The 22,605-nt window shown below is 73.2% G+C and carries 20 protein-coding genes; 13 read left to right on the forward strand and 7 right to left on the reverse strand.

What is annotated here, in order from left to right; all coding sequences use genetic code 11:
* Entirely contained in the window at window positions 1-1,521 is a 1,521-nt protein-coding gene (locus DSZ44_RS11735; protein WP_110852816.1) for a gluconokinase, read from the forward strand.
* 96 nt (window positions 1,522-1,617) lie between these two features.
* Here the strand turns inward: DSZ44_RS11735 and DSZ44_RS11740 are convergent, their stop codons facing one another.
* Window positions 1,618-3,096 (reverse strand): glutamate-cysteine ligase family protein, encoded by a 1,479-nt coding sequence (locus DSZ44_RS11740; protein ID WP_110852817.1) that lies wholly within the window; start codon window positions 3,094-3,096, stop codon window positions 1,618-1,620.
* 87 nt (window positions 3,097-3,183) lie between these two features.
* On the opposite strand from DSZ44_RS11740, the gene DSZ44_RS11745 reads away from it, so the two are divergent.
* Genes DSZ44_RS11745 through DSZ44_RS11755 form a run of 3 tightly spaced genes read left to right on the forward strand, consistent with a single transcriptional unit; the run spans window position 3,184 to window position 6,517 of the window.
* Window positions 3,184-5,133 carry a metallophosphoesterase family protein gene (locus DSZ44_RS11745; protein ID WP_110852818.1) on the forward strand — a complete coding sequence of 650 codons (1,950 nt, stop codon included), beginning with the start codon at window positions 3,184-3,186 and terminating at the stop codon, window positions 5,131-5,133.
* Window positions 5,130-5,837, forward strand: a complete 708-nt coding sequence (locus DSZ44_RS11750; RefSeq protein ID WP_110852819.1) for a vitamin K epoxide reductase family protein — start codon at window positions 5,130-5,132, stop codon at window positions 5,835-5,837. Before DSZ44_RS11745 ends, DSZ44_RS11750 begins: the two co-directional genes overlap by 4 nt.
* The gene (locus DSZ44_RS11755) at window positions 5,834-6,517 is read left to right on the forward strand and encodes a metal-dependent transcriptional regulator (protein WP_220035176.1); all 684 of its coding nucleotides are present in this window, start codon (window positions 5,834-5,836) and stop codon (window positions 6,515-6,517) included. The genes DSZ44_RS11750 and DSZ44_RS11755 overlap by 4 nt, the downstream gene beginning before the upstream one ends.
* Window positions 6,518-6,521: 4 nt before the next feature.
* Here the strand turns inward: DSZ44_RS11755 and DSZ44_RS11760 are convergent, their stop codons facing one another.
* Window positions 6,522-6,986, reverse strand: a complete 465-nt coding sequence (locus DSZ44_RS11760; RefSeq protein ID WP_258369451.1) for a MarR family winged helix-turn-helix transcriptional regulator — start codon at window positions 6,984-6,986, stop codon at window positions 6,522-6,524.
* A gap of 47 nt (window positions 6,987-7,033) precedes the next feature.
* Here DSZ44_RS11760 and DSZ44_RS11765 point away from each other — a divergent pair, with 47 nt between their 5' ends.
* Window positions 7,034-7,480 carry an HIT family protein gene (locus DSZ44_RS11765; protein ID WP_110852820.1) on the forward strand — a complete coding sequence of 149 codons (447 nt, stop codon included), beginning with the start codon at window positions 7,034-7,036 and terminating at the stop codon, window positions 7,478-7,480.
* A 10-nt stretch (window positions 7,481-7,490) separates the two neighbouring features.
* Here the strand turns inward: DSZ44_RS11765 and DSZ44_RS11770 are convergent, their stop codons facing one another.
* The 3 genes from DSZ44_RS11770 to DSZ44_RS11780 are packed head-to-tail and all read right to left on the reverse strand — an operon-like array spanning window position 7,491 to window position 12,546.
* Entirely contained in the window at window positions 7,491-10,724 is a 3,234-nt protein-coding gene (locus DSZ44_RS11770) for a DEAD/DEAH box helicase (RefSeq protein ID WP_110852821.1), read from the reverse strand.
* Between the two features lie 29 nt (window positions 10,725-10,753).
* Entirely contained in the window at window positions 10,754-11,509 is a 756-nt protein-coding gene (locus tag DSZ44_RS11775; protein WP_110852822.1) for an ABC transporter permease, read from the reverse strand.
* Entirely contained in the window at window positions 11,506-12,546 is a 1,041-nt protein-coding gene (locus DSZ44_RS11780; protein ID WP_502530289.1) for an ATP-binding cassette domain-containing protein, read from the reverse strand. The genes DSZ44_RS11775 and DSZ44_RS11780 overlap by 4 nt, the downstream gene beginning before the upstream one ends.
* 71 nt (window positions 12,547-12,617) lie before the next feature.
* Between DSZ44_RS11780 and DSZ44_RS11785 the strand changes: the two genes are divergently transcribed.
* Window positions 12,618-13,586 carry a helix-turn-helix transcriptional regulator gene (locus DSZ44_RS11785; protein WP_110852824.1) on the forward strand — a complete coding sequence of 323 codons (969 nt, stop codon included), beginning with the start codon at window positions 12,618-12,620 and terminating at the stop codon, window positions 13,584-13,586.
* A gap of 178 nt (window positions 13,587-13,764) precedes the next feature.
* Window positions 13,765-13,938 (forward strand): hypothetical protein, encoded by a 174-nt coding sequence (locus tag DSZ44_RS18325; protein ID WP_181424622.1) that lies wholly within the window; start codon window positions 13,765-13,767, stop codon window positions 13,936-13,938.
* 82 nt (window positions 13,939-14,020) lie between these two features.
* Here the strand turns inward: DSZ44_RS18325 and DSZ44_RS11790 are convergent, their stop codons facing one another.
* Window positions 14,021-15,463, reverse strand: a complete 1,443-nt coding sequence (locus DSZ44_RS11790) for an FG-GAP repeat domain-containing protein (RefSeq protein ID WP_146237533.1) — start codon at window positions 15,461-15,463, stop codon at window positions 14,021-14,023.
* Between the two features lie 218 nt (window positions 15,464-15,681).
* Here DSZ44_RS11790 and DSZ44_RS11795 point away from each other — a divergent pair, with 218 nt between their 5' ends.
* Both DSZ44_RS11795 and DSZ44_RS11800 read left to right on the forward strand, forming a co-directional pair.
* Window positions 15,682-16,179 (forward strand): pyridoxamine 5'-phosphate oxidase family protein, encoded by a 498-nt coding sequence (locus DSZ44_RS11795; RefSeq protein ID WP_181424623.1) that lies wholly within the window; start codon window positions 15,682-15,684, stop codon window positions 16,177-16,179.
* An 82-nt stretch (window positions 16,180-16,261) separates the two neighbouring features.
* Window positions 16,262-16,786 carry a DUF3995 domain-containing protein gene (locus DSZ44_RS11800; protein WP_110852827.1) on the forward strand — a complete coding sequence of 175 codons (525 nt, stop codon included), beginning with the start codon at window positions 16,262-16,264 and terminating at the stop codon, window positions 16,784-16,786.
* Here the strand turns inward: DSZ44_RS11800 and DSZ44_RS11805 are convergent.
* Window positions 16,744-18,105 carry a family 4 glycosyl hydrolase gene (locus tag DSZ44_RS11805; protein WP_110852828.1) on the reverse strand — a complete coding sequence of 454 codons (1,362 nt, stop codon included), beginning with the start codon at window positions 18,103-18,105 and terminating at the stop codon, window positions 16,744-16,746. The genes DSZ44_RS11800 and DSZ44_RS11805 overlap by 43 nt on opposite strands.
* A 201-nt stretch (window positions 18,106-18,306) precedes the next feature.
* Here DSZ44_RS11805 and DSZ44_RS11810 point away from each other — a divergent pair, with 201 nt between their 5' ends.
* The 4 genes from DSZ44_RS11810 to DSZ44_RS11825 all read left to right on the forward strand — a co-directional run bounded on the left by DSZ44_RS11810 (window position 18,307) and on the right by DSZ44_RS11825 (window position 22,588).
* Window positions 18,307-19,383, forward strand: a complete 1,077-nt coding sequence (locus DSZ44_RS11810) for a carbohydrate kinase family protein (RefSeq protein ID WP_110852829.1) — start codon at window positions 18,307-18,309, stop codon at window positions 19,381-19,383.
* 64 nt (window positions 19,384-19,447) lie between these two features.
* Complete coding sequence (locus DSZ44_RS11815) at window positions 19,448-20,839, forward strand: extracellular solute-binding protein (RefSeq protein ID WP_110852830.1); 1,392 nt, start codon at window positions 19,448-19,450, stop codon at window positions 20,837-20,839.
* Between the two features lies 1 nt (window position 20,840).
* Window positions 20,841-21,773 (forward strand): carbohydrate ABC transporter permease, encoded by a 933-nt coding sequence (locus tag DSZ44_RS11820; protein ID WP_110852831.1) that lies wholly within the window; start codon window positions 20,841-20,843, stop codon window positions 21,771-21,773.
* Window positions 21,770-22,588, forward strand: a complete 819-nt coding sequence (locus tag DSZ44_RS11825; RefSeq protein ID WP_110852832.1) for a carbohydrate ABC transporter permease — start codon at window positions 21,770-21,772, stop codon at window positions 22,586-22,588. The genes DSZ44_RS11820 and DSZ44_RS11825 overlap by 4 nt, the downstream gene beginning before the upstream one ends.
* Window positions 22,589-22,605 lie beyond the last annotated feature (17 nt).

Consider the following 22,605-nt stretch of genomic DNA (forward strand, 5'->3'; position numbering starts at 1 on the left):
ATGGGTGTCGTCATCGGGATCGACGTCGGCACGACGACCGCCAAGGTCATCGCCGTCGACACCGCCTCGGACTGGCGGGTGGCTGCCTTCCGCGAGTACCGGCTCGCCGAGCCGCAGCCGCGCTGGCAGGTGCAGGGGCCGCGGATGGTGCTCGACGCCGTCGACGGTGCGCTGGCCGAGGTCGTCGCCGCCTCCGCCGGACGCGCCATCGACGTCATCGGCGTCGGTTCGGCGATGCACGGGCTCATCGGGCTCGACGAGGACCTGCACCCGATCACCGACATCATCACGTGGGCCGACACCCGCGCCCACGCCGAGGCCGCCGAGCTGCGCGCCGCCGGCCGGGCCCGGGAGCTGCTCCACCTGTCCGGCACGCCGGTCCACCCGATGAGCCCACTCGTCAAGCTCATGTGGTTCGCCCGCCACGACATCGCCACGGCCGCCCGTGCCCACCGCTGGATCGGTCTCAAGGACCTCGTCCTGCTGCACCTCACCGGCCGGCTCGTCACCGAGCTGTCGACGGCCTCCGCCTCCGGGCTGCTCGACCTGTCCACCCGCACGTGGGCCGACTCCTCGCTGGCGCTGGCCGGGGTGCGTCGTGAGCAGCTGCCCGAGGTGCTCCCGACGACGGCGATCCTCGAGCTGTCCCGCGAGGCGGGCGGCCGCGTGGGTCTCCCGGCGGGCATCCCGGTCAACACGGGCGCGACCGACGGGCCGCTGGGCAACCTCGGCACCGGCGCGATCGAGCTCGGGATCGCGGGGCTGTCGATGGGCACGAGCGGCGCGGTGCGCACCGTCGTCGACGAGCCCAAGCTCGACGAGGGCGGGCGCCTGTTCTGCTACGCGCTGACGGACGATGCCTGGGTGCTCGGCGCGGCGATCAGCAACGGGGGAGTCGTGGCCCGCTGGGCGGGTGACGTCTTCGCCCCGGACGTGCCGGCCGGGCCGCTGCGCGACGTCCAGATCATGGCGATGGCCGGCGGCGTGCCGGCCGGCAGCGAGGGCCTCATCATGCTGCCCTACCTCCTCGGTGAGCGGGCGCCGCTGTGGGACCCCGAGCTCACCGGCTCCTTCCTCGGGGTGCGGCACGGCCACGGCCGTGGTCACTTCATCCGTGCCGCGATCGAGGGTGTCGCGCTGCAGATGTCCAGCCTGGTCGACGTCCTCGACACCGTCACGCCGGTCACCGAGGTGCGGTGCACCGGCGGCGTCTTCCGCGCCGACCTGTGGCGCCAGGTGATGGCGGCGACGATCGGTCGTCCGCTCGTCCCCACGGACGACGCCGAGGGCTCGGCGCTCGGCTCGGCGATCCTCGCGCTGTACGCCACCGAGCAGGTCGGCTCGCTCGCCGCGGGCCTCGAGCTGCTCAGCCCGGCCGGCGAGGTCGCCGACCCGATCGGTGTCTCCGAGGCCGACCGCGCGACCTACTCCGGCCTGCGAGCCCGAGCCGCGCACCTCCTCGGTGCCTACGACGAGCTCCAGTCCTACCTGGAGACCCTGGAGACCCAACCCCGCCTCTGACGCTCCCCCCTCAACGTCGCAGGTGGTGAGTCGACCGACGGGTGTCGCACCCGACGCGTCGGCCAGCTCACCAGCTGCGCAGCTCGGGGGAGGGGATCAGGAGGGGAGGGGCCAGGTGTGGACCGGGTCGCCGAGGTTCATGTGGCGGACGTAGTCGGCGAGCATGAGGTGCAGGGCGTCGCGGCGGTCCTTCCCGCGCGCCTCGTGGGCCTTGACGGCGGCGACCTGCCACGTGGCACCGTTGCGGCGCAGCCGCGCACGCGCCTCGATGATGTCGAGGTAGCGTCCCGCGACCGAGGCGTCGACGCCGAGCCGCTCCAGGCCGCTGGCCGCCAGCGGCAGGAGCGTCCCGAGGACGAGCTCGGCGCCGTCCACCTCACCGAGGCCCGGCCAGTACAGCCGCGCGTCGATGCCGTGCCGGGCGGCGGTGAGGAAGTTCTCCCGCGCGGCGTCGAAGGACATCCGTGACCACAGGGGCCGCTCGTCGGTGACGAGCTCGACGACCATCCCGTAGAAGAAGGCCGCGTTGGCGAGCGTGTCGACGACGCTCGGCCCGGCGGGCAGCACCCGGTTCTCCACCCGCAGGTGCGGGCGTCCGTCCTGGACGTCGTAGATCGGGCGGTTCCACCGGTAGACCGTGCCGTTGTGCAGCCGCAGCTCGCCCAGCGTCGGCGTGCCCCCGGCCGCGAGGACCGCCGCCGGGTCCTCGTCGCTGCTCACCGGCAGCAGGGCCGGGAAGTAGCGGACGTTCTCCTCGAAGAGGTCGAAGATCGAGGTGATCCACCGGTCGCCGAAGAAGACCCGCGGGCGCACGCCCTGGTTGCGCAGCTCGACCGAGCGGGTGTCGGTCGCCTGGAGGAAGGTCTCCACGCGCGTCTCGGCCTGGAGGTGGTGGCCGAAGAGGAAGGGGGAGTTGGCGCCCATGACGAGCTGGGGACCGGCGAGCAGCTGTGAGGCGTTCCAGTACGCGGAGTAGCGCCGCGGGGTGACCTGCAGGTGGAGCTGCGTGGAGGTGCACGCGGCCTCGGCGATGATCGAGTCCATCGTGAGCGACAGCGGCTCCGGCCCGCCGATGCGCAGCGTGATGTCCTCGCGCCGCGAGTTCATGATGGCCTCGTCCAGCGCCACGTACCGGTCACTGTCGCTGAACCAGCTACGGCCGGCGGGCGGCGCCGGCAGCGTCGGCAGGATGCCCGCCATGACGAGCTCGGCGCCGACGTCCCCGGCGCGGTCCCGTGCACGGTTGAGGTTGCGCCGCAGCGCCGCCTCGAGCTGGACCAGGGACTGTCCGTCGATGCGCCGCGGCTCGACGTTGAGCTCGATGGTGAACCTGCCCAGCTCAGTCTGGTAGAGCGGGTCGGCGATGCGCTCGAGCACCTCGGCGTTGCGGTGGAAGGGCCGCATGTCCGGGCCGGCGAGGCCGAGCTCGATCTCCAGACCCGTGCGCCACTCGTCCTCGACGAAGACACCGGCGTCGAGCATCGCCTCGAGCGTGTCCAGGCACCGGCGGATCTTCGCCCGGTACTTCGCATGGTCCGCCCGGGTGAAGGTCGTCCCCGAGATGTCCTCACCCACGGCCGCTCCTCGTCTTGACGTCGCACGAGAGCGAACCACATGACGGGCCGCTCGGCACGCGGTCCGGGCTGAGCGACAATGGTGGGGATGGACGACGACGAGCAGAGCGAGGCGCCGCGGCGACGCTGGCCGTGGTGGCACCGCCAGACGACGACGACGCGGCGCGTCATCCGCACGGCCCTGCTGCTCGTCGTCACGGTGCTGGTCTCCGGTGTCGTGGGCGTCCTCACCGCGTCGACCGACTCCTCCCTCGGCCCGCACGTGGCCCACTACGAGATCACCGCGCAGCACGAGGTCGTCGTCGACCTCGGGCCCCTCGGTACGGTCCTCGTCGACTCCCCGATGCCGTGGCCGCTGGGTGTGGAGGTCGTGGTCCAGGAGATCCCCGCCGAGCTGACCGCCGTGTCGGCCGACCCGGTCACCGGCCTGGCCGGTGACGTCGCCGCCTACGCCCAGGCCGTGTCCCACCCCGACGCCGTCATCGCCGACGCCGTCGCCGCCCTGGTCCGTGACGCGCTGGGCCGCGCGGCGATCGTGGCCGGCTTCATCCTCCTCGTCGTCGCCGGGGCGCGGTTCGCCTCGCGCGGCCTGCTGCGCCGCGAGGTCGCCCACGCGGCGCGCCGGCCCGGGGTGGTGCCGCTCGCTGCGGTCGTCGCCGTCACGCTCGTGGCGGTGCCCACGGCCATCACCCTGCGCGACCGTCCCGCGCCGGGCCGGACCATCAGCGCGCTGGCCGGCACGCCGCTGGAGGACCTGCGGATGACCGGCCGGATGGCTGAGCTCATCGACACCTACGGGGGCTACCTCGTGGAGGCCTACGAGGAGAACGAGGCGTTCTACGCCTCGGTCACCGAGAACCTCGAGGCGGCCTACGCCCAGAACCGTGCTCCCGTCCGCCCGCCCGGCATCCCCATCGTCAGCCCCGCGCCCACCGACACCGCCACGGACGACGGGGTGACCGACGAGACCACCGACCCCGACGACGCCGCCACGGGCGACGACGCCGCCACCGACGGCGCCGACGCCGCCACGGGCGACGACGCCGCCACCGACGGCGCCGACGCCGCCACGGGCGACGACGCCGCCACGCCCGACGGCGCCGCCACCGACGGCGACGACCTTCCGCCCGTCCCGGGCGTCACGAGCGACGCCGTGACCGGCGAGGGGGCGTTCCCCGCCACGGAGCCGGCGACCGAGCCGCCGGCGCGGTTGGAGCCGGTGACCTTCCTCCTCGTCAGCGACCTCCACTGCAACGTCGGCATGGCCTCCGTCATCGCCACCGCCGCGCGCCTGAGCGGGGCGAGCGCGCTCCTCGACGCGGGTGACACGGTGATGAGCGGCACGACGGTGGAGTCCTACTGCGTCAACGCCTTCGCGGGGGAGGTCCCCGACGACCTCCCGATGATCGTGTCCACGGGCAACCACGACTCCGTCACCACCGCGGAGCAGATGCGCGACGCCGGGTACGTCGTCCTCGGCGGGGAGGCCGTCGAGGTCGAGGGCGTGCGCATCCTCGGGGACACCGACCCCACGCTCACCGCCGTCGGCGAGGGCACCAAGCCCGAGCGCGACGAGACCGTCCCGGAGATGGGCGAGCGGCTCGCCGAGGAGGCCTGCTCCGCCGACCGGGCCGACATCCTCCTCGTCCACAACCCCCGCGCCGCGCTGCCGACCCTCGAGCAGGGCTGCGCGCCGCTCGCACTGTCGGGGCACTGGCACCGCCGCGAGGGCCCCGAGATCCACGGGGCCGGTACCCGCTACGTCAGCGCGAGCACTGCCGGCGCCTCCGGCGGCGCGACGGTCGGGCCGCTCAACGGGCCGGCGGAGATGACGGTGCTGCGGGTCGACGCCGCCAGCGGCCGTCCGCTCGACTACCGGATCGTCACGGTCGGGACCGACGCGACCGTCGACGTGGGGCGCTGGTACCGGTTCCCGGACCCTGCTGCCTCAGCCCCGACGAGCGGCGATACTGGGACCTCCGGGTCCACCGAGGAGCCCACCGACGCGGAGTCCTCCGCGGGAACGGAGCGCAGATGAGCCAGCAGCAGCGGGCCGAGGACGCCACCGCGGACGAGGACGTCCTCACGGACGAGGAGCTGCTCGCCGAGGAGGAGGCGCTCGCGGCGCTCGACCCCGCGCGCCCCACCGAGCACCAGCTCGCCGGCGGCGCCCCCCGGGGCCTGGGCTGGCTCCTCACCATCGGTGGCGCGCTCGGGACGTGGGCCTCGGTCATGCTCATCCTGTCCACGCAGAAGCTGCTGCGCGACCCCGACGCCGCGCTCGGCTGCGACATCAACCCGCTCATCGGCTGTGGCAAGTTCGTCCTGTCGTGGCAGGCCTCGGTGCTCGGCCCGCCCAACGCCGTCCTCGGGACGATCGGTTTCGCGATCGTCACCGCGACCGGTGTCGCCCTCCTCGGCGGTGGCCGCCTCCCACGCGTCTACTGGGTGCTGCTCATGGCCGGCTCCGTGCTCGCCGCCGTGTGGATCACGTGGTTCCAGTACCAGGCCTTCACCAACCTGCGCGGCCTGTGCCCCTACTGCCTCGTCGTGTGGGCGGTGACGATCCCGATCGTCGTCAACGTCTGGGCCCGCGGCCTCCAGGGCCGGCACCTTCCCGCCCCCGAGGGCCTGCGGCGCTTCCTCGTCCAGGACCGCGCCCTGGTCATCACGGTCTGGTACGCCGTCGTCCTCCTCCTCATCGGCGTCGTCTTCTGGGACCAGTGGATGCTGATCCTGTGAGCCAGCTGCCCACCTCGAACGTCACCCAGGACTACCTCAAGGCGATCTACGCCGCGGTGGAGTGGGGCGGTCCGGCCACGAGCGTGAGCGCCCTGGCCACCCGGATGGGCGTCTCGGCGTCCACCGCCTCGGAGACCGTCCGGCGCCTGGCGGACGAGGGGCTGGTCCACCACGAGCGCTACGGCGGCATCTCCCTCACCGGCAGCGGCCGGCAGGCGGCCCTGGCGATGGTGCGCCGCCACCGGCTCATCGAGACCCTCCTCGTCGAGCACCTCGGCTACGGGTGGGACGAGGTCCACGACGAGGCCGAGATCCTCGAGCACGCCGTCTCCGACCTCCTCGTCGAGCGCATCGACCGGCTCCTCGGCCACCCGGTCCGCGACCCGCACGGGGACCCCATCCCCACGGTCGGCGGGGAGGTCACCCTCCCGCCCACCCGCCCGCTGGCGCAGACCCCCGCGGGAGAGGGCGGTCGCGTCGTGCGGATCTCCGACGCCGAGCCGCAGGTGCTGCGCCACCTCGCCGACGTCGGGGTGCACCTGGACGCGCACGTCGCCGTCGTCGAGGCCCGGCCCTACGTCGGCACGACGCTGTTCACCGTCACCCCGCCCGGGGAGTCCGCGGGGGAGGCCGTCGAGCTCGGCGACCCCGCCGTCGCCGCGGTATGGGTCACCGCCTGAGCCCTCACAGGTGGCGCTGGGCGGTGCGCAGCTTGTGCGCCAGGTGCTGCAGGGTGCGCAGCTCGTCCTCGTCGAGCGCGCCGCCGACGTAGCGGCGGATCGAGCGCACGTGGTGGCGGCCGATCTCCCGCTGCAGCCGCACGCCCTCGTCGGTGAGGGCGACGACAACGCCGCGGGCGTCGCCCGGGGCCGCGCGCCGCTCGACGAGCCCGCGGGCGCCGAGGCGGTCGACCATGCGGCTGAGACTGGGCTGGGACAGGAGGATGAGCGCGGTGAGGTCGCGCATCCGCATCGCCCGGCCCTCACCGAGGCTGAGCTGGAAGAGGACGTCGTACTCGCGAGAGGTGAGCGGGGCGAAGTCGTCACCGGCCTCGAAGCGCCGCATGAGCGTCACCTGGGCCCGGAAGAGCTCCTCCCACGCCTCGGCGGCCGTCCGCGTGGAGACACCCTGATGGTCCTGCTCCGGCACGTCGCTCCTCTCGTCCCGCCGATCGTAGTGGTCGATACCCTGGCGCCATGAGCACCGTCTTCAGCAAGATCATCGCCGGGGAGATCCCCGGACGCTTCGTCTGGGCCGACGACGAGTGCGTCGCCTTCGCCACGATCGCCCCCGTCACCGACGGCCACGTCCTCGTCGTCCCACGTGAGGAGGTGGATCAGCTGACCGACGCGCCCGACGACCTCGTCGCCCACCTCGCCGTCGTCGCCGGCACGGTGGGGCGTGCGCAGCGCGCGGCGTGGGACGCGCCACGCGCCGCCGTCATGGTGGCCGGCTTCGAGGTACCCCACCTGCACGTGCACGTCCTGCCGGCGTGGGACGAGACCGCCCTGCGCCTGGACCGGGCACGCACCGACGTCCCGGCCGAGGAGCTCGACGCCGCCGCCGAGCGGCTGCGCGAGGCGCTGCGCGAGGCCGGCCACGGCACCCACGTGCCGCGCTCGCTCAGCTCCCCGCAGCTCTGAGGCGGCGGGCTCAGCCGAGCAGCGCGCGGATGTCGTCGGCGCTCAGCGGGGCCGCGGCGGTGCTGGTCCCCTCGGCGAGGACGCGACCGGCGAGCTCACGCTTGCGCTCGGCCAGGGCCATGACCTTCTCCTCGATCGTCCCCTCGGCGACCATCCGGTAGACCATGACGGTGCGGTCCTGCCCGATGCGGTGGGTGCGGTCGATCGCCTGCTCCTCCACCGCGGGGTTCCACCAGGGGTCGAGCATGAAGCAGTAGTCCGCCTCGGTGAGGTTGAGCCCCACCCCGCCGGCCTTGAGGCTGATGAGGAAGACCGGCGCCTGGCCCTCCTTGAACTCCCGGATGCGGGCGGCGCGGCCACGGGTGCTGCCGTCGAGGTAGCAGTAGTCGATGCCCTGCTGCTCCAGCCGCTCCCGCACGAGCCCGAGGTACCCGGTGAACTGGCTGAACACCAGCGCCCGGTGGCCCTCGGAGACGAGCTCGTCGAGGTGCTCGAGGAAGGCCTCGGCCTTGCTCGACCCCACGCCCTCGTAGTCGGCGTCCACGAGGCCGGGCGCCAGGGCCAGCTGCCGCAGGAGGGTGAGGGAGCGGAAGATCGTGAAGCGGTTCTTGTCCATGTCGTCGACGAGGCCGAGGATCTTGCGCCGCTCGCGCGCGAGGTGGGTGTCGTAGATCTTCCGGTGGCGCGCGCTGAGCGGGACGGTGAGCACCTGCTCCTGCTTGGGTGGCAGCTCCTGGGCCACCTCCTCCTTGGTGCGGCGGCGGATGAAGGGCCGGGTGCGGCGGCGCAGCCGGTCCAGCGCCGCGGAGTCGCGTTCCCGCTCGATCGGCGTGCGGTAGGCGACGGTGAAGTCGCGCGGGTCGGGGAAGAGGCCGGGGGCGGTGATGGACAGCAGCGCCCACAGGTCCATGAGGCTGTTCTCCAGCGGGGTGCCGGAGATCGCCAGCTTGACCGGGGCGGCGAGCTTCCGTGCGCACACGTGCGTCTTGGCCTGGTGGTTCTTCACCATCTGCGCCTCGTCGAGGACGAGCACCGACCAGTCCAGGGCGTCGTAGGAGGGGAAGTCCAGGCGTAGCAGGGCGTAGGACGTGACGACGACGTCGGCCCCCGCCACGTGCTCGGCGAGCGGCAGCCGCGCCTTGGCGGCGGTCTGCTCGACGGTCTGCACCGTGAGCTCGGGGGTGAAGCGGGCCGCCTCGCCCGCCCAGCCCCCCACCACCGAGGTGGGGGCGACGACGAGCACCGGCGCGGTGAGCCGGCCGGTCTCCTTGGCGCGCTGGACGGCGGCGAGGGTCTGCAGCGTCTTGCCCAGGCCCATGTCGTCGGCGAGGATCCCGCCCAGTCCGGCGTCCCAGAGGGTGGAGATCCACTCGTAGCCCTCCCGCTGGTAGGAGCGCAGCTCGGCGCGCAGCCCGGCAGGCAGGGCGACCTCGCCGGGCGGCGGACCGGTGAGGAGCGCGTCGACGGTGCGCCGCCACCGCTCGCTCTGCTCGGCGACGACGCCCAGCGTGACGAGCTCCTGCCACAGGTCGGCCTGGTAGGCGGTGACCCGCAGCGTGCCGGACTCCTCGTCGTGGAGCCCGCCCGCCTCCGTGATGAGCTGGCGCAGCTGGTCGAGCTCGGGCCGGTCGAGGCTGACGTAGCTGCCGGAGGGGAGGAACAGGTGGGGCTCGCCGGTGGCGAGGGCGCGGAAGAGGTGGCCGAAGGGCACCGGCTCGCCCTCCAGCTCGACGGCCACCTCGAGGTCGAACCAGTCGCCCTGCGGGGTGTCGGTCGCGGACACCGAGATGGTCGGGGCGACGTCGACGTGCCGGTAGTCGGGCACCTCACCGCTCACCTCGACGACGACGGCGGGGTTCGCGCGGCGCAGCCGGTCCAGGCCCTCCTCGGTGAAGCGGGCGGCGTCGAGCCGGCGCAGCTCGGTGACGGGCGCGGGTCCGCGCCCAGGAGGGGCTGCCGTGAGCCGGGGGAGCTCGGCGGGCAGCTCGAGAGCGGCCAGCAGGCGCTGCTCGGCGGCATGGTCGCGCACCCACTCGGGCGCCGGTGCAACGTCGTCGTCGGTGCCGACGGGCAGGTCGACGACCGTCTCCCCGGACTGGTAGCGGAAGGACCAGGCGAGCCGGACGACGAACTCCGGGAGGTGCTCCACGGAGAGCAGGAGCACGGGGGCGAGCACCTCGGGCAGGTCCACGGCGTCGTCGGAGGAGCGCACGGGCAGCAGCCGGCGCAGCCGCGGGTAGAAGTCGCGGCGGAAGCGGTCGACGCCGTCGGGCGGGATGTGGAGGGGCTCGCCGGTGACGAGCTCGGAGGCGCCGAGCGGCAGCGGACGGGCCAGCGGCGCGAGGACGAGGCCGTCGTCACTCACGGCCACCCCGTGCACCGGGTGGCCGACGAAGGCGACGGCGTGCGCCCCGGCCGTGCGGCCGGCCACGCGGACCGACGGCGCCACGCGCACGCCGTCCTGGATGGGGTGGGCGGTGACGTCGAGGGTGACGTCGGCCGGTGTGCTGCTGAGCGTCACCTCACCCTTGACGCTGCGGTGAGGGACGAGCGCGACGCCGGCGTCGACCACCTGCTGGAGCAGCGGCCACACGGCCGGGCCGAGCTCGTCGAGGAAGACGTGGGTGCCGTAGGCGTGGGGGTGGGAGGCGATGAGCGCGCGCAGCGCCTCGGCGTGGGCCGGGACGTAGCGGCTCCACGTCCACCGCACGGTCTGCCAGCTCACGCCGGTGCGCACCCACTGGCCCTTGGCCCCGGTCGTCACCGGGGCCATGCGGATGCGGGCGGCGCTGCGCCCGGCCGCGGCCGCGGCCGCCCCGCGCGCGACGACCCGCTCGAGCTGCAGCCCGAGCGGGTCCCCGCTGCCGGAGGCGGCGTCGGTGACGGCGTCGTCCAGGGCGCGCTCCCACGCGGGACGGACGCCGGTGGTGCTCGCCTCCCGGGCCGCGACCACCACGGCCACGCCGTGCTTGCAGCCCAGCCTCACCGGGCAGGTGCAGTGGACCGACACCTGCGCGCCGGGGTAGAGGACGACGAAGCACTGGTAGGAGGCCGCCCCGCTGCCGCGGACGGTGGCGAACAGGGCGCGCTCGTCGGGGTCGACGTGGAGGCGCTGGACCATGCCGCGCCGCGCGTAGTCGGTGCCGCGCTCCACCGTGCCGTGGTCGAACCACTGCGCGAGGGTGGCGTCGTCCGGGAGCGTGAGGTTCTGCAGCGCCCGCACGTCGCTCTCGGTGAGGTCCACCCGCCTACGGTAACCGCGGCCTCCGACACTCAGATGCTGCGCCTCATCATCCTGATCCCCACCGTGAGCCCGACCGCCGCGAGCACGGCGGCCGCCAGCGCGCCCTGCCACACCGCGGCCTCGGTGAGCTGCCCGTTGAACAGCGCCCGCTCCGCCTCGACGAGGTAGGTCAGCGGGTTGAGCTGGGACAGCACCTGCATCCAGCGCGGTGCCGCCTCCAGCGGCAGCAGCATCCCGGACAGGATCATGAGCGGGAAGATGAGCGCCTGCTGGACCGCCCAGAACATCCAGTCCCGTTCCCGGGCGGCGATGCCGAGGGAGTAGCTCAGCGCCCCGAGCCCGATCCCGAAGGCCGCGAGCACCACCAGCCCGATCGCCATGCCGGGCAGGTGGGGCCGGAAGCCGAAGATCGCGGCCACGAGCGTGATGACGACCGCCTGGACGGCGAGCGGCACCATCTCCTTGAGCGCCCGCCCCACCATGAGCGCCGAGCGCGCCACGGGCGTGACGAGCATCCGCTCGTGGGAGCCGGACTGGAGCTCGAAAAGAAGGTTCGACCCGGCCATCGCGGTGCCGAAGAGCGTGCTCATGACGATGATGCCCGGCACGAACCACTGGAAGGACTCGGCCAGCGGCAGCCCCGTCATGCCGCTGAGCAGCGGGCCGAAGAAGGCGAGGAAGACGAGGGGCTGGAGCAGGGAGAAGATGACGCTGAACGGGTCGCGCAGGACCGGCCACAGCTCGCGGACGAGGACGTTGCGGGTGTCGGTGACGACGGTGCTCACTGGGGGCCTCCGGGGGTGAGGGCGGGCTGGGCGGGGGTGTCGGTGCCGGTGGTGGCCTGCTCCTCGCGCAGGCTGCGGCCGGTGAGGCGGAGGAAGACGTCGTCGAGGGTGGGCTGGTGCAGCTCGGCGGCGAGCACCCGGTGGCCGCCGGCCGCAAGGTCGGCGAGCAGGCCGGGGAGCACCCGGTCGCCCTGGTCGACGACGACGGCGTACCGCACCGCCGCGCCCTCGGGGGCAGCGACGGGTGCGTGCTCGACGTCGTCACCGCGGGCGGCGACGCGCCGCAGGGTGGCGAGGGCGCCGTCGTCGGGGCCGGTGCCCGCGACGGTGACGAGGACGCGGTCCCCGGCGAGCTCCGCCTTGAGCCGGGCCGAGGTGTCGTCGGCGATGAGCCGGCCCTGGTCGACGATCATCACCCGCTCGGCGAAGCGGTCGGCCTCGTCGAGGTAGTGGGTGGTGAGGAGGAGGGTCATCCCGTAGCGCTCGCGGAGCGTGAGGATGTGGTCCCACAGGTGCGAGCGGGACTGCGGGTCCAGGCCGGTGGACGGCTCGTCGAGGAAGAGCAGCCGCGGTGCGGGGACCAGTCCCAGCGCGATGTCCACGCGTCGGCGCTGGCCACCGGAGAGGGTCATCGTCGTGCGGGTGGCGAGATCGGTGAGCCCGAGGATCTCCATGAGCTCGTCGGCGCGCCGGCGCCGCTCGACGCGGCCCAGCCCGTAGAAGGCGCCCTGGGAGACGAGCTCGTCGCGCACCCGGTAGTACTGGGCCGCACCGTTCTTCTGGCCGATGTAGCCGATGGACCGGCGCACGTCGGCCTGCTGGTGGGTGATGTCGAAGCCGCAGACGGTCGCGCTGCCGCTGGTGGGGGGCAGGAGCGTGGTGAGCATGCGCAGGGAGGTGGACTTGCCGGCCCCGTTGGGCCCGAGGAAAGCCGTGAGCGATCCCGGCTCCACGTCCATCGTGAGGTCGCTGACCGCGACGACCTCCTCACCGCCCTTGCGGTGGAAGGTCTTGGTGAGCCCCATGGTGCTGATGATCGGAGTCATGGGCAGGACGCTACGAGCCCATGCGGCCAGATCCTGGCCGCATGGGTCGGTAGATTTCCGGCATGGCCGACCCCACCGCCCGAGCCCTGCGCCTGCTCTCCCTCCTCCAGACCCACCGGTCCTGGTCCGGCCGGGAGCTGCGGGACCGGCTCGGCGTCAGTGCGCGCACGCTGCGGCGTGACGTCGACCGGCTGCGCGAGCTCGGCTACGAGGTGAGCGCCCGTCCCGGCGTCGACGGCGGGTACCGGCTGGCCGGGGGCGGCCGGCTGCCTCCGCTCCTCCTCGACGACGACGAGGCGGTGGCGATCGCCGTCGGCCTGCGCGTGGCGGCCGTCCAGGGACTGGGGGAGCACACCGCGCTGAGCGCGCTCGTCAAGCTCGAGCAGATGCTCGCCCCGCACCTGCGCCGGCGCGTGGCAGCGCTCCAGGAATACGCCGTACCGGCGGGCGGGAGGGGCCGGGCGGTGGACCCCGACGTCGTCGCCGAGCTCGCGCTCGCCTGCCGCGACCACGAGCGCGTCCGCTTCGCCTACGTCACCGGCCGCGACATCGAGAGCTCGCGTCACGTCGAGCCGCACACCCTCGTGTCCCACGGGCCGCGCTGGTACCTCGTGTGCTGGGACCTCGGCCGCGACGACTGGCGCACCTTCCGGCTCGACCGACTCTCGCGGCTGCTGCGCACGGGCGTGCGCACCGCGGCGCGCGAGCTGCCGGTCGACGACCCGTCCGAGCTCATCCTCGCGACCGACACCGACAGCCAGACCTACCCGCTGGAGGCGGTGGTCCACCTCAACCTGCCGCTGGCGGAGATGCGTACCCACTTCGGGGTGTGGTCCACCGGGGCCACGCCGAACGAGGCGGGCGGGACGGACTGGCCGGTGGGGGGTCGGTCCCTCGCCGACCTCGTCTACGGGCCCGCGTGGATCCCGCCCGACGTCGCGTGGACGGTCAGCGGCACCGAGGAGGCCGTCCGTGCGCTGGCCGGCTTCGGCAGGCGCCTCACCGAGGCGACGGCGGACGCCGATAAATAGGTGGCGCCGTCGCGGCGGCCGCTGGCACAGTTCTCGTCATGGCCATCCGACTGCTCGCGTAGCAGGCCTCGTCGCCGCTGGGATCCCGACGACGAGGTCGCGATCCCTGCCCGTGCACCGGGCCATGCCGTCGTCCCCTCCTCAGGGGACTCCACCACGAGAGAGCCAGGAATCTGTCATGTCATCCATCATGCTCGGTGACATGTCCGCCAGCGCCATGGGAATGCCGCTCGCGGACTACGTCCACCTCCAGCGCCGTCCGGCCACCCGCGTCCTGCGGGCCCGCCGGGGACGCTGGGCGGGTATCGGGCCGCGCGCGGTCGTGCGCAACGCGTCACTGCCACGCGCATGACCGCCCGCGCCCAGGGCCCGGCACGCTACGGCGTGCCGGGCCTTTCGTCTGCCCGAGGCCGCGGGTCTGCGCGTGCGTGGGGTCAGGACGGCACGGCGGGAGCGGGGTCGGGCACGCGTCGGTCGAGGAGGGCGTCGACGGCGTCGCTGTGCTCGTCGCACCACGCCAGGTCGCGGGTGTAGCTCCCGGTCGGCGCGAACCCCCACCGGTAGGTCATGCAGTCGGCCAGCCGCTCGGCGCCGAGGTTGCGGTCCAGGCCGGTGATCTCGTTGAGGTGCGGGTAGAGGGCGTACGCCGGGCTGAGGCCAGGCTTCGCGTAGGGCACGTAGGCGTCGTACTGCAGCATGTGGGCGCACTCGTGCGTCACGGTCCGCTCGAGGTCGCGGGTGCGCTCCGGGTCGACCGCGATCCGCTGGGGGACGTCGTCCCAGTAGGCGACACCGACGAGGTGCGCCTTCTCGGGAGGCAGCGGTCCGAGATCCAGCTCGACGTCGGCGCAGCCGTACCGGTCCATGACGTCCCGCGCCCGCTGCTCGTGGGTCCGCGTCTCGGGCTCCGGGGAGACAGCCGGCGTGGGTGCCGGGTGCGGGGTGCGGCCGGCGAGGAGCGCGTCGACGATGTCGCTGTGCTGCGCACACCACTGCTGGTCGCGAGTGTAGGAGCCGGTCGTCGCGAAGCCCCACCGGTAGGTCATGCAGTCCGCCAGCTTCTCGCCGCCCAGGTGCCCCGTCGAGCCGGTGAGCGTGTCCAGGTGCGGCCACAGGGTGTACCCGGCGCTCCGCTCGGGCGTGTGGTACTCCTCGTAGGCACGGAACTGCAGCATGTGGGCGCACTCGTGGGCGGCGGTGTGCTCGAGGTCGTCCACGCGCTGCGGGTCGATGGCGATGCGCTGGGGTGTCTCCTCCCAGAAGGCCGCGCCAACTGCGGTACCGAGGTCGGGCGAGGCCATCTCGAGGACGACGTCCTCGCACCCGTACCGGTCCAGGACGGTGCGGGTCCGCTGCTCCGCGGAGGGACGCGGCTCGGGGCGGCCGAGGGCAGCGCTCTGGCTCATCCTCACCGTGTACTCGGCATGACCGCCGCGCAGCTTGTTGTTGACGTGGAGGACGCCGTCGCGCAGGACGGAGACGGTGTCGCGTCCGTCGTCGTCCCAGTCGCCGACGACGGGCACGTCACCGGTGCGGCCGTAGTAGTAGGTGACGTCGGCGTCACCGCCCGAGAGCTGGTTGCGGAAGAACAGGAAGTGGCCACGGTGGGCGGCGAGGGAGTCACGTCCGTCGCCGTCCCAGTCGCCCACGAGGGGCTTGTCACCGGGGCGACCGTAGGTGAATCGTGCTCCGGCGCCGGAGAAGACGGCCCTGTCGCTGTAGGTGGCCCGTTCCGTGCCGCGGCCGCGCCAGCTGCCCTCGAGCTCGGTGGTCGAGGCGTGGGCGGGGGCGACGCTCAGGGCGAGGCCGGCGGCGATGGCGCCGGTGAGGAGGACGCTCACGGCGCGGGTCGGTCGACCCTTCGACGGCGTGGTCACGTCGTGTCTGTCTCGGTCGATGTGTCTCATACATGCGGCGGTCACCTCCTGCTCGATCGGCACGTGACGGGTCGCGGTGAGGTCGGAGTACGGCCTGTGGCCGGTGATCTCGGCCTCTCCTGGGTGCCGGGACACCAGGGCGGCGACGGCTCCGGAGCGGCGATGACTTCGCGGCCCGGGCACGGTCGGTAGCCCCACACCACTGCCGAGGAGGACCCGTGCCGACGACCACGTTCGACCCCCGCTTCAGCGACCCCGACGCCGGTCCGCTGCCCTGGGAGCGCACGCTCGAGCTGCTGCGCGACGCGGAGCTCTACTGGTTGACCACCGTGCGCCGTGACGGCCGACCGCACGTCACGCCGGTGGTCGGCGTGTGGCACGGGGAGGGCCTGTGCGTCGTCACCGGCCCGGGAGAGCAGAAGGCGCGCAACCTCGAGCACACCGACGCCGTCGCGGTGACGACGGGGCGCAACACGTGGGCGAGCGGCACCGACGTCGTCGTCGAGGGGCGCGCGGTCCGCGTCCGCGAGGGGCTCGGTGACGTGGCCGCAGCCTTCCTCGACAAGTACGGGGAGGCGTGGCGCTTCGAGGTCGACGGCGAGGGCTTCGCCTCCCCGGACGGCCCCGCCTGGGTCGTGCGCGTGTGCCCGGAGCGGGCCCTCACCTTCGCGAAGGACCCGCACGGCCAGACGACGCACCGGTTCGCGCACCCGTGAGCGTTGCGGGCGGGCCGGTGTGGCGCCGCACCTGCAACGGGAGGCCGTTGCCACCGGGCGCCGCGGACGGCACGCTCGACGGGTGACCGTTCCACCAGCCTCCGGCCGGGCCGCGCGCTCGTGGTTGTGGGTGGCGTGCGTCGCCGGGCTGGTCCACGCGGGGTTCAGCGCGTCCTGGGCCGTGGGCGGGGAGTGGCTGCTCGACACCGTGGGGCAGTGGGCGGTGGAGCTGCGCCGGTCCTCACCCGTCGTTGCCGCCTGGGGACTGGCGGGCATCGCGCTGGTCAAGAGCCTCGCCGCGCTCGTGCCCGTCGTCGTGGACCGGGGGCGGCTTCCCGGCCGGCGGCTGTGGCGCGGGCTGAGCTGGGCCGGAGGTGCCGCGCTCCTCGTCTACGGAGGGGTCAACGTCGTCGTGAGCAACGCCGTGCTCGCCACCCGCGACCCTGCGACGTACGACCGCGCGGCGATGGTCGGCCACGCCTGGCTGTGGGACCCCCTGTTCGCGCTGTGGGGTGGTGCGCTGCTCGCGCACCTGTGGCTCTCCCGGCCGGGTCGGGCGGTGGGTCAGCGCAGGCGGGCGGCGACGTCGGGCATGGCGGCGCAGTAGTCCTCGACCAGCTGGCGGGCGACCTCGGTGGAGTCGACGAGCGGGTGGTTGGCGAAGGCGCGCCAGGCGAGCTCGCGCGAGCCCTCGTCCAGGGCCCGCAGGACGAGCTGCTCGCTCGCCTTGACGGTCGTGATGAGGCCGGCCATCTCCCCGTCGAGCGGGGCGACGGGGTGGGGGCGGACGGCGCCGCGCTCCACCGTGCACGGCACCTCGAGGACGGCGGCGCCGTCGAGCTGAGGGACGAGCAGGCGGTCCCCGCCGAGGGAGTCGTTGCCGACCCCGAGGATCATCGTCGCGGCCTCGCCGGTGGCCAGGCCGGTCATGAGGTCGAGCGCGACCTCCTGGTAGCCGCCGCCCTCGACGTCCTCGGCGCGGCGGCCGTGACGCTCCTCCTCGGGGCGCGACTCGTTCATGTAGCTCGACTCGCGGTCGTGCCGGGTCGCGTCCCAGATCTCCAGGGCGCGGTCGGGCGCGGCGGCCGCCTCGCGGTAGAAGGCGCCCTGCTGGACGTCGAGGAACTCCCCGCGGGTGGGCTGCCCGCCGGTGATCCGCTCCATCGCCTCGCGGTGACGGTAGTAGTAGAAGAGGTACTCGTTGGGGATCGCGCCGATCGCGCGCACCCAGTCGAAGCCGAGGAGGCGTGCCTCCTCCATGCCGTCCAGCCGCTCGTCGGAGGCGAGCAGCTCGGGCAGGACGTCGCGCCCGTCGACGACCAGGGTGCGCAGCCAGCCGAGGTGGTTGAGGCCGACGTAGTCGAAGTCGACCTGCCGCGGGTCCTGGCCGACGACGCGCGCGGCCCGCCGCATGAGACCGATCGGGGTGTCGCAGATGCTCACGACCCGCTCACCCAGCACCCGCCGCATGGCCTCGGTGATGATGCCGGCGGGGTTGGTGAAGTTGATGGTCCACGCGTCCGGCGCGTGCGTGGCGATCTCCTCGGCCAGGCGCAGCGCGTGCGGCACGGTGCGCAGCGCGTAGGCGAGCCCGCCCGGGCCCACGGTCTCCTGCCCGAGGACGCCGAGCCGCAGCGCGGTGCGCTCGTCGGTGATGCGCCCCGCCGTGCCGCCGATGCGGATGGCGGAGAAGACGAAGTCGGCGTTGGCGAGGGCGTCGGTCAGCGTCGTCGTCGTGCGCACCTGCGGGGGCCTGGCCAGGGAGGGGGCGAGCTGCGCGAGGACGCTGCCGACGACGTCGAGCCGCTCCGCCGAGACGTCGTAGAGCCACAGCTCGTCCACGCGCAGGCGCGCGTCGGCGGCGGAGAGGGCCTGGAAGATCTGGGGCACGCGGAAGCCGCCGCCGCCGATGACGGTGAGCTTCACGCTGTGGTGACCTCCGTGCCGCTCGAACCGAGGGCGTCGGGCCGGGATGAGCCGGGCGTGGGACTGGTGACGCGGCGGGTCGTGGTCAGCACCCGGCCGACGCTAGCAGAGGCGCGCAGCGCCGGGCATCGAGGCCCTTAGGATGGCCGTCGGAGAGGCGTGCTCACGGACGGAGCGGTCCGCGAGGAGAGAGGAGCAGGCGTGAGCGAGGAGCACGAGGTGACACCCGACGGCACCGTGCTGGACGTCTTCCTGTCCGGGCCGCTCTTCCTCGACGTCGTCTTCTCCGGGCTGCCGACACCGCCGCGTCCCGGCACGGAGGTGTGGGCCAGCGGCATGGGGTCGCTGCCCGGCGGGATCGCCAACCTCGCGGTCGCGACCAGCCGCCTGGGCCTGTCGACCGGTCTCGCCACGGGTTTCGGTGGCGACGTCTACGGGCGCTGGTGCTGGGACATCCTCTCCGACGAGGCGATCGACCTCTCCCGCTCCACCCGGATCGCCTCCCAGCACACGTCGGTCACCGTCTCCCTCGCCTACGACGGCGACCGGTCGATGATCACCCACGGCCACCACCTCCCGATGAGCTACGACGAGCTCATCGGCGACCCGCCGCCCGTGCGCGCCGTCATCATCGACCTCGACGACGAGCGCGCCCAGGAGCGCTGGTGGCGCCGCGCCCGGGCCGGCGGCGCACGGGTCTTCGCCGACCTCGGCTGGGACCCCACCGAGAAGTGGGACGCCAGCCGGCTCGCGGTCCTCGAGGACTGCTACGCCTTCCTCCCCAACGCCGGTGAGGCCATGGCCTACACCCGCACGGACAGCCCGCACGCGGCCGCCCGCGCCCTGGCGGACCTCGTCCCGCTCGTCGTCGTCACCATGGGCGCGGACGGCGCCGTCGCGATCAACTCCGAGACGGGGGAGGAGTGCCACGTCCCGGCGCTGGACGTCGAGGCGATCGACCCCACGGGCGCGGGCGACGTCTTCCTCGCGGCGTTCGCGCGGGGCTCGCTGGCCGAGTGGCCGCTGGAGCAGCGCCTGCGCTTCGCCGCCCTGTGCTCGGGGCTCGCCGTCCAGGAGTTCGGCGGGTCCCTCGCGGCGCCCGGCATCGGCGACCTCCACGACTGGTGGCAGCGGCTGGACAGCGCCCGCACGGAGGGCGATCCGGCGGCCACCGCGCTGCACGACCACTACCGTTTCCTCCCGGACGTGCTGCCGGCCCGGCCGGGACGCGTGACCCGCCGTGCCGAGGCGACCTTCGCGCTCGAGTCCGACCTCTGAGCGAGTATCTACGGGCATGACCGGGCGGTACCCCCACCGCCCACGACGAAGGAGAATCAGGACCATGAGCCCACTACGAACCCGCCGTTCCGCCGGCGTCGTCACGGCTGCCGTGGCGACCCTCGCGCTCGTCGCGGCCTGCACCCCCGGAAGCGGCGGCAACGACGAGGAGACCGAGCCCGGGAGCGACGGCGGCACGACGAGCGAGGAGGTCGTCACCGACATCTCCAGCCTCGGTGACGTCACCCTCGTCGTGTGGGACCAGGAGGTCCGCGGCGGCCAGAACGAGCAGATCGAGCAGCTCAACGCCGCCTTCGAGGAGGAGTACCCGAACGTCGAGATCGACCGGGTCACCCAGTCCAACGACGACCTCACCACCACGCTGCGCCTGGCGCTGACCGGCGAGGACGCCCCCGACGTCACGCAGGTGAACAACTCCCGCTCGCAGATGAGCCAGTACGTCGCCGCCGGGCAGCTGCTCAACCTCGACCCCTACGCCGAGGCCTACGGCTGGACCGACCGCTTCCCCGACTCGGTGCTGCAGAACACCCGCTACTCCGAGGACGGTGTCACCTTCGGCGAGGGCTCGATCTGGGGCCTGCCGCAGGTCGGCGAGGTCGTCGGCGTGTACTACTCCAAGACCAAGCTCGAGGAGCTCGGCCTCGAGGTGCCGCAGACCTGGGACGAGTTCGGCGAGCAGCTCGGCACGATCGCCGAGGCCGGCGAGACGCCGATGCTCCTCGGCAACCTCGACCAGTGGCCCGCCGCCCACGTCTTCGGGCCGGTCCAGGGTGCCCACGTGGACCCCGAGGAGATCCGGGCGCTCGGCTTCGGCAACGCCGGCGCGAGCTGGGAGACCGAGGAGAACCGCGCCGCGGCCGAGGAGCTGCAGTCCTGGATCGAGGCCGGCTACTTCAACGAGGGCTTCAACGGCGCCGACTACGACGCCGTGTGGCAGTCCTTCACCGAGGGCGCCGGGGTCTACCTCATGGCCGGCTCGTGGATCGGCCCGGACGTCGAGGCCGCCATGGGTGAGGACGTCGGCTTCTTCGCCCCGCCGCCCGTCGAGGCCGGCGCCGGCAAGGTGACGACCGGGGGCACCGGCATCCCCTTCGCGGTGACCGCTCGCTCGCAGAACCCGGACGTCGGTGCGGCGTACATCGACTTCATCACGAACGAGGAGGCCATGGCCGTACTCGCCGAGACGGGCAACATGCCCGTCGTCGAGACCGCCGAGCACATGCCCGAGGCCGGCCTGCAGGCCGACATCTACACCGCCTACGGCGAGGTCACCGAGGACGGCGCGCTGGTGCCCTACCTCGACTGGGGCACGCCCACGATGAGCGACACCCTGGGCCAGTCCCTCCAGTCCTTCATGGGCGGACAGCTCGACGTCGACGGGCTGCTCGCCGCACTCGAGGCCGACTACAGCGAGTTCGTCGCCTCGGCGGAGTGACATGACCGCCCAGCCACGGGGCATCGTCGCGCCCCTCCCGCGGGCGACCCGCAAGGGCCGCCCGCGGGGGCTGGGCCGCTACGGCCTGACCCCCTACCTGTTCCTCGCACCGGGCTTCCTCGTCTATGCGGCCTTCCTCCTCTACCCGCTGGGCCGGGCCGTGCAGATCTCCCTGTACGACTGGGACGGGCTGAGCCTGGCGACCTTCGTGGGCCTGGACAACTACGTCGACGTCCTCGCCGACGACCGCCTGCGCCAGTCCTTCTGGCACGCCCTCGTCCTCATCTTCTTCTTCTCGGTGCTGCCGCTGGCCATCGGCCTCGTCCTCGCGGCGCTCCTCGTGCGCGCCCAGGTACGAGGCCTGCCCTTCTTCCGCACCGTCGTCTTCCTCCCGCAGGTCATCGCGATGGTCGTCGTCGCCGTCGCGTGGCGGCAGATCTACGCGCCGGACGGCGCGCTCAACGGCCTGCTCGACGCGGTGGGCCTGGGCTCCCTCACGCGGGCCTGGCTGGGGGACTTCACGTGGACCCTGCCCGCCGTCGGTTTCGTGGGCACCTGGGTCTCCACCGGCCTGGTCACCGTGCTGCTCATGGCCGGCATGGCGCGCGTCCCGCAGGACCTCTACGAGGCCGCCACGCTCGACGGCGCAGGAGCGGTCCGCTCCTTCCTCGCGATCTCCGTGCCGGCCGTCCGGGCGGAGATCGTCGTCGCGCTCACGCTGACGATCATCGCGGCCCTCAAGACCTTCGACCTCGTCTACGTCACCACCCGCGGCGGGCCCGGGACGTCGACGACGGTGCCGAGCTACGAGGTCTACCGCCGCGCGTTCATGGAGGGCGAGGTGGGCTCGGCGGCCGCCGTCGCCGTCGTCCTCACCGTGCTCATCTTCGGCATCAACCTCGCCGTCAACCTCATCGGGGAGCGTGAGCGGTGAGGGTCTCCACCGGGGAGCGCCTCGGCAACTACGTCATCCTCATCGCCTTCGCGGCCTTCGCGCTCGCGCCGATCGCCACCGTCCTCACCACCGCGTTCGGGCCGGAGACACCGCAGGACGCGGCCGCCGGCGGCCCGGTCCACTGGGAGAACTTCGCGCGGGCGTGGGAGCAGGGCCGGTTCAGCGAGTACATGACCAACTCGCTGCTCGTCGCCGCGGTCGTCGTCTCCAGTGCGGCGGTCCTGTCCATCATGGCCGGCTACGCCCTGGGCGCCTTCGTCTTCCCCGGCTCCCAGGTGCTCTTCTACGTGTTCCTCCTCGGCATCATGGTTCCGGCCGAGGCGATCATCGTCCCGCTCTTCTTCGACTTCCAGGCCCTGGGGCTGACCAACACGATCTGGGGCATCGCGCTGCCGCAGATCGCCCAGTCCGTCGCCTTCGGCACCTTCTGGATGCGGGCCTACTTCCGCGGCGCGAACCGCTCGATCATCGAGGCGGCCCGCCTCGACGGCGCCGGCCACCACCGGGTGCTGTGGCAGGTGCTGCTGCCGGTGGCCCGGCCCGCCGTCGTCACCCTCGTGCTCCTCACCTTCATGTGGACGTGGAACGAGTTCCTCATCCCGCTCGTCATGTCGCCCAACGCGCAGCTGCGCACCGCGCCCCTGGGCCTGGCGCTCTTCCAGGGGCAGTACACGCAGGGCACGGTGCTCCTCGCGGCCGGAGCGGTGCTCGTCGCGCTGCCGATGGTGGTCCTCTACCTCTTCCTCCAGCGGCACTTCATCCGCGGCATGCTCGAGGGAGCGGTCAAGGACTGAGCACCCGAGTGCTTGCA

The sequence above is a fragment of the Georgenia satyanarayanai genome (genome assembly GCF_900116375.1).
Classification (GTDB): domain Bacteria; phylum Actinomycetota; class Actinomycetes; order Actinomycetales; family Actinomycetaceae; genus Oceanitalea; species Oceanitalea nanhaiensis.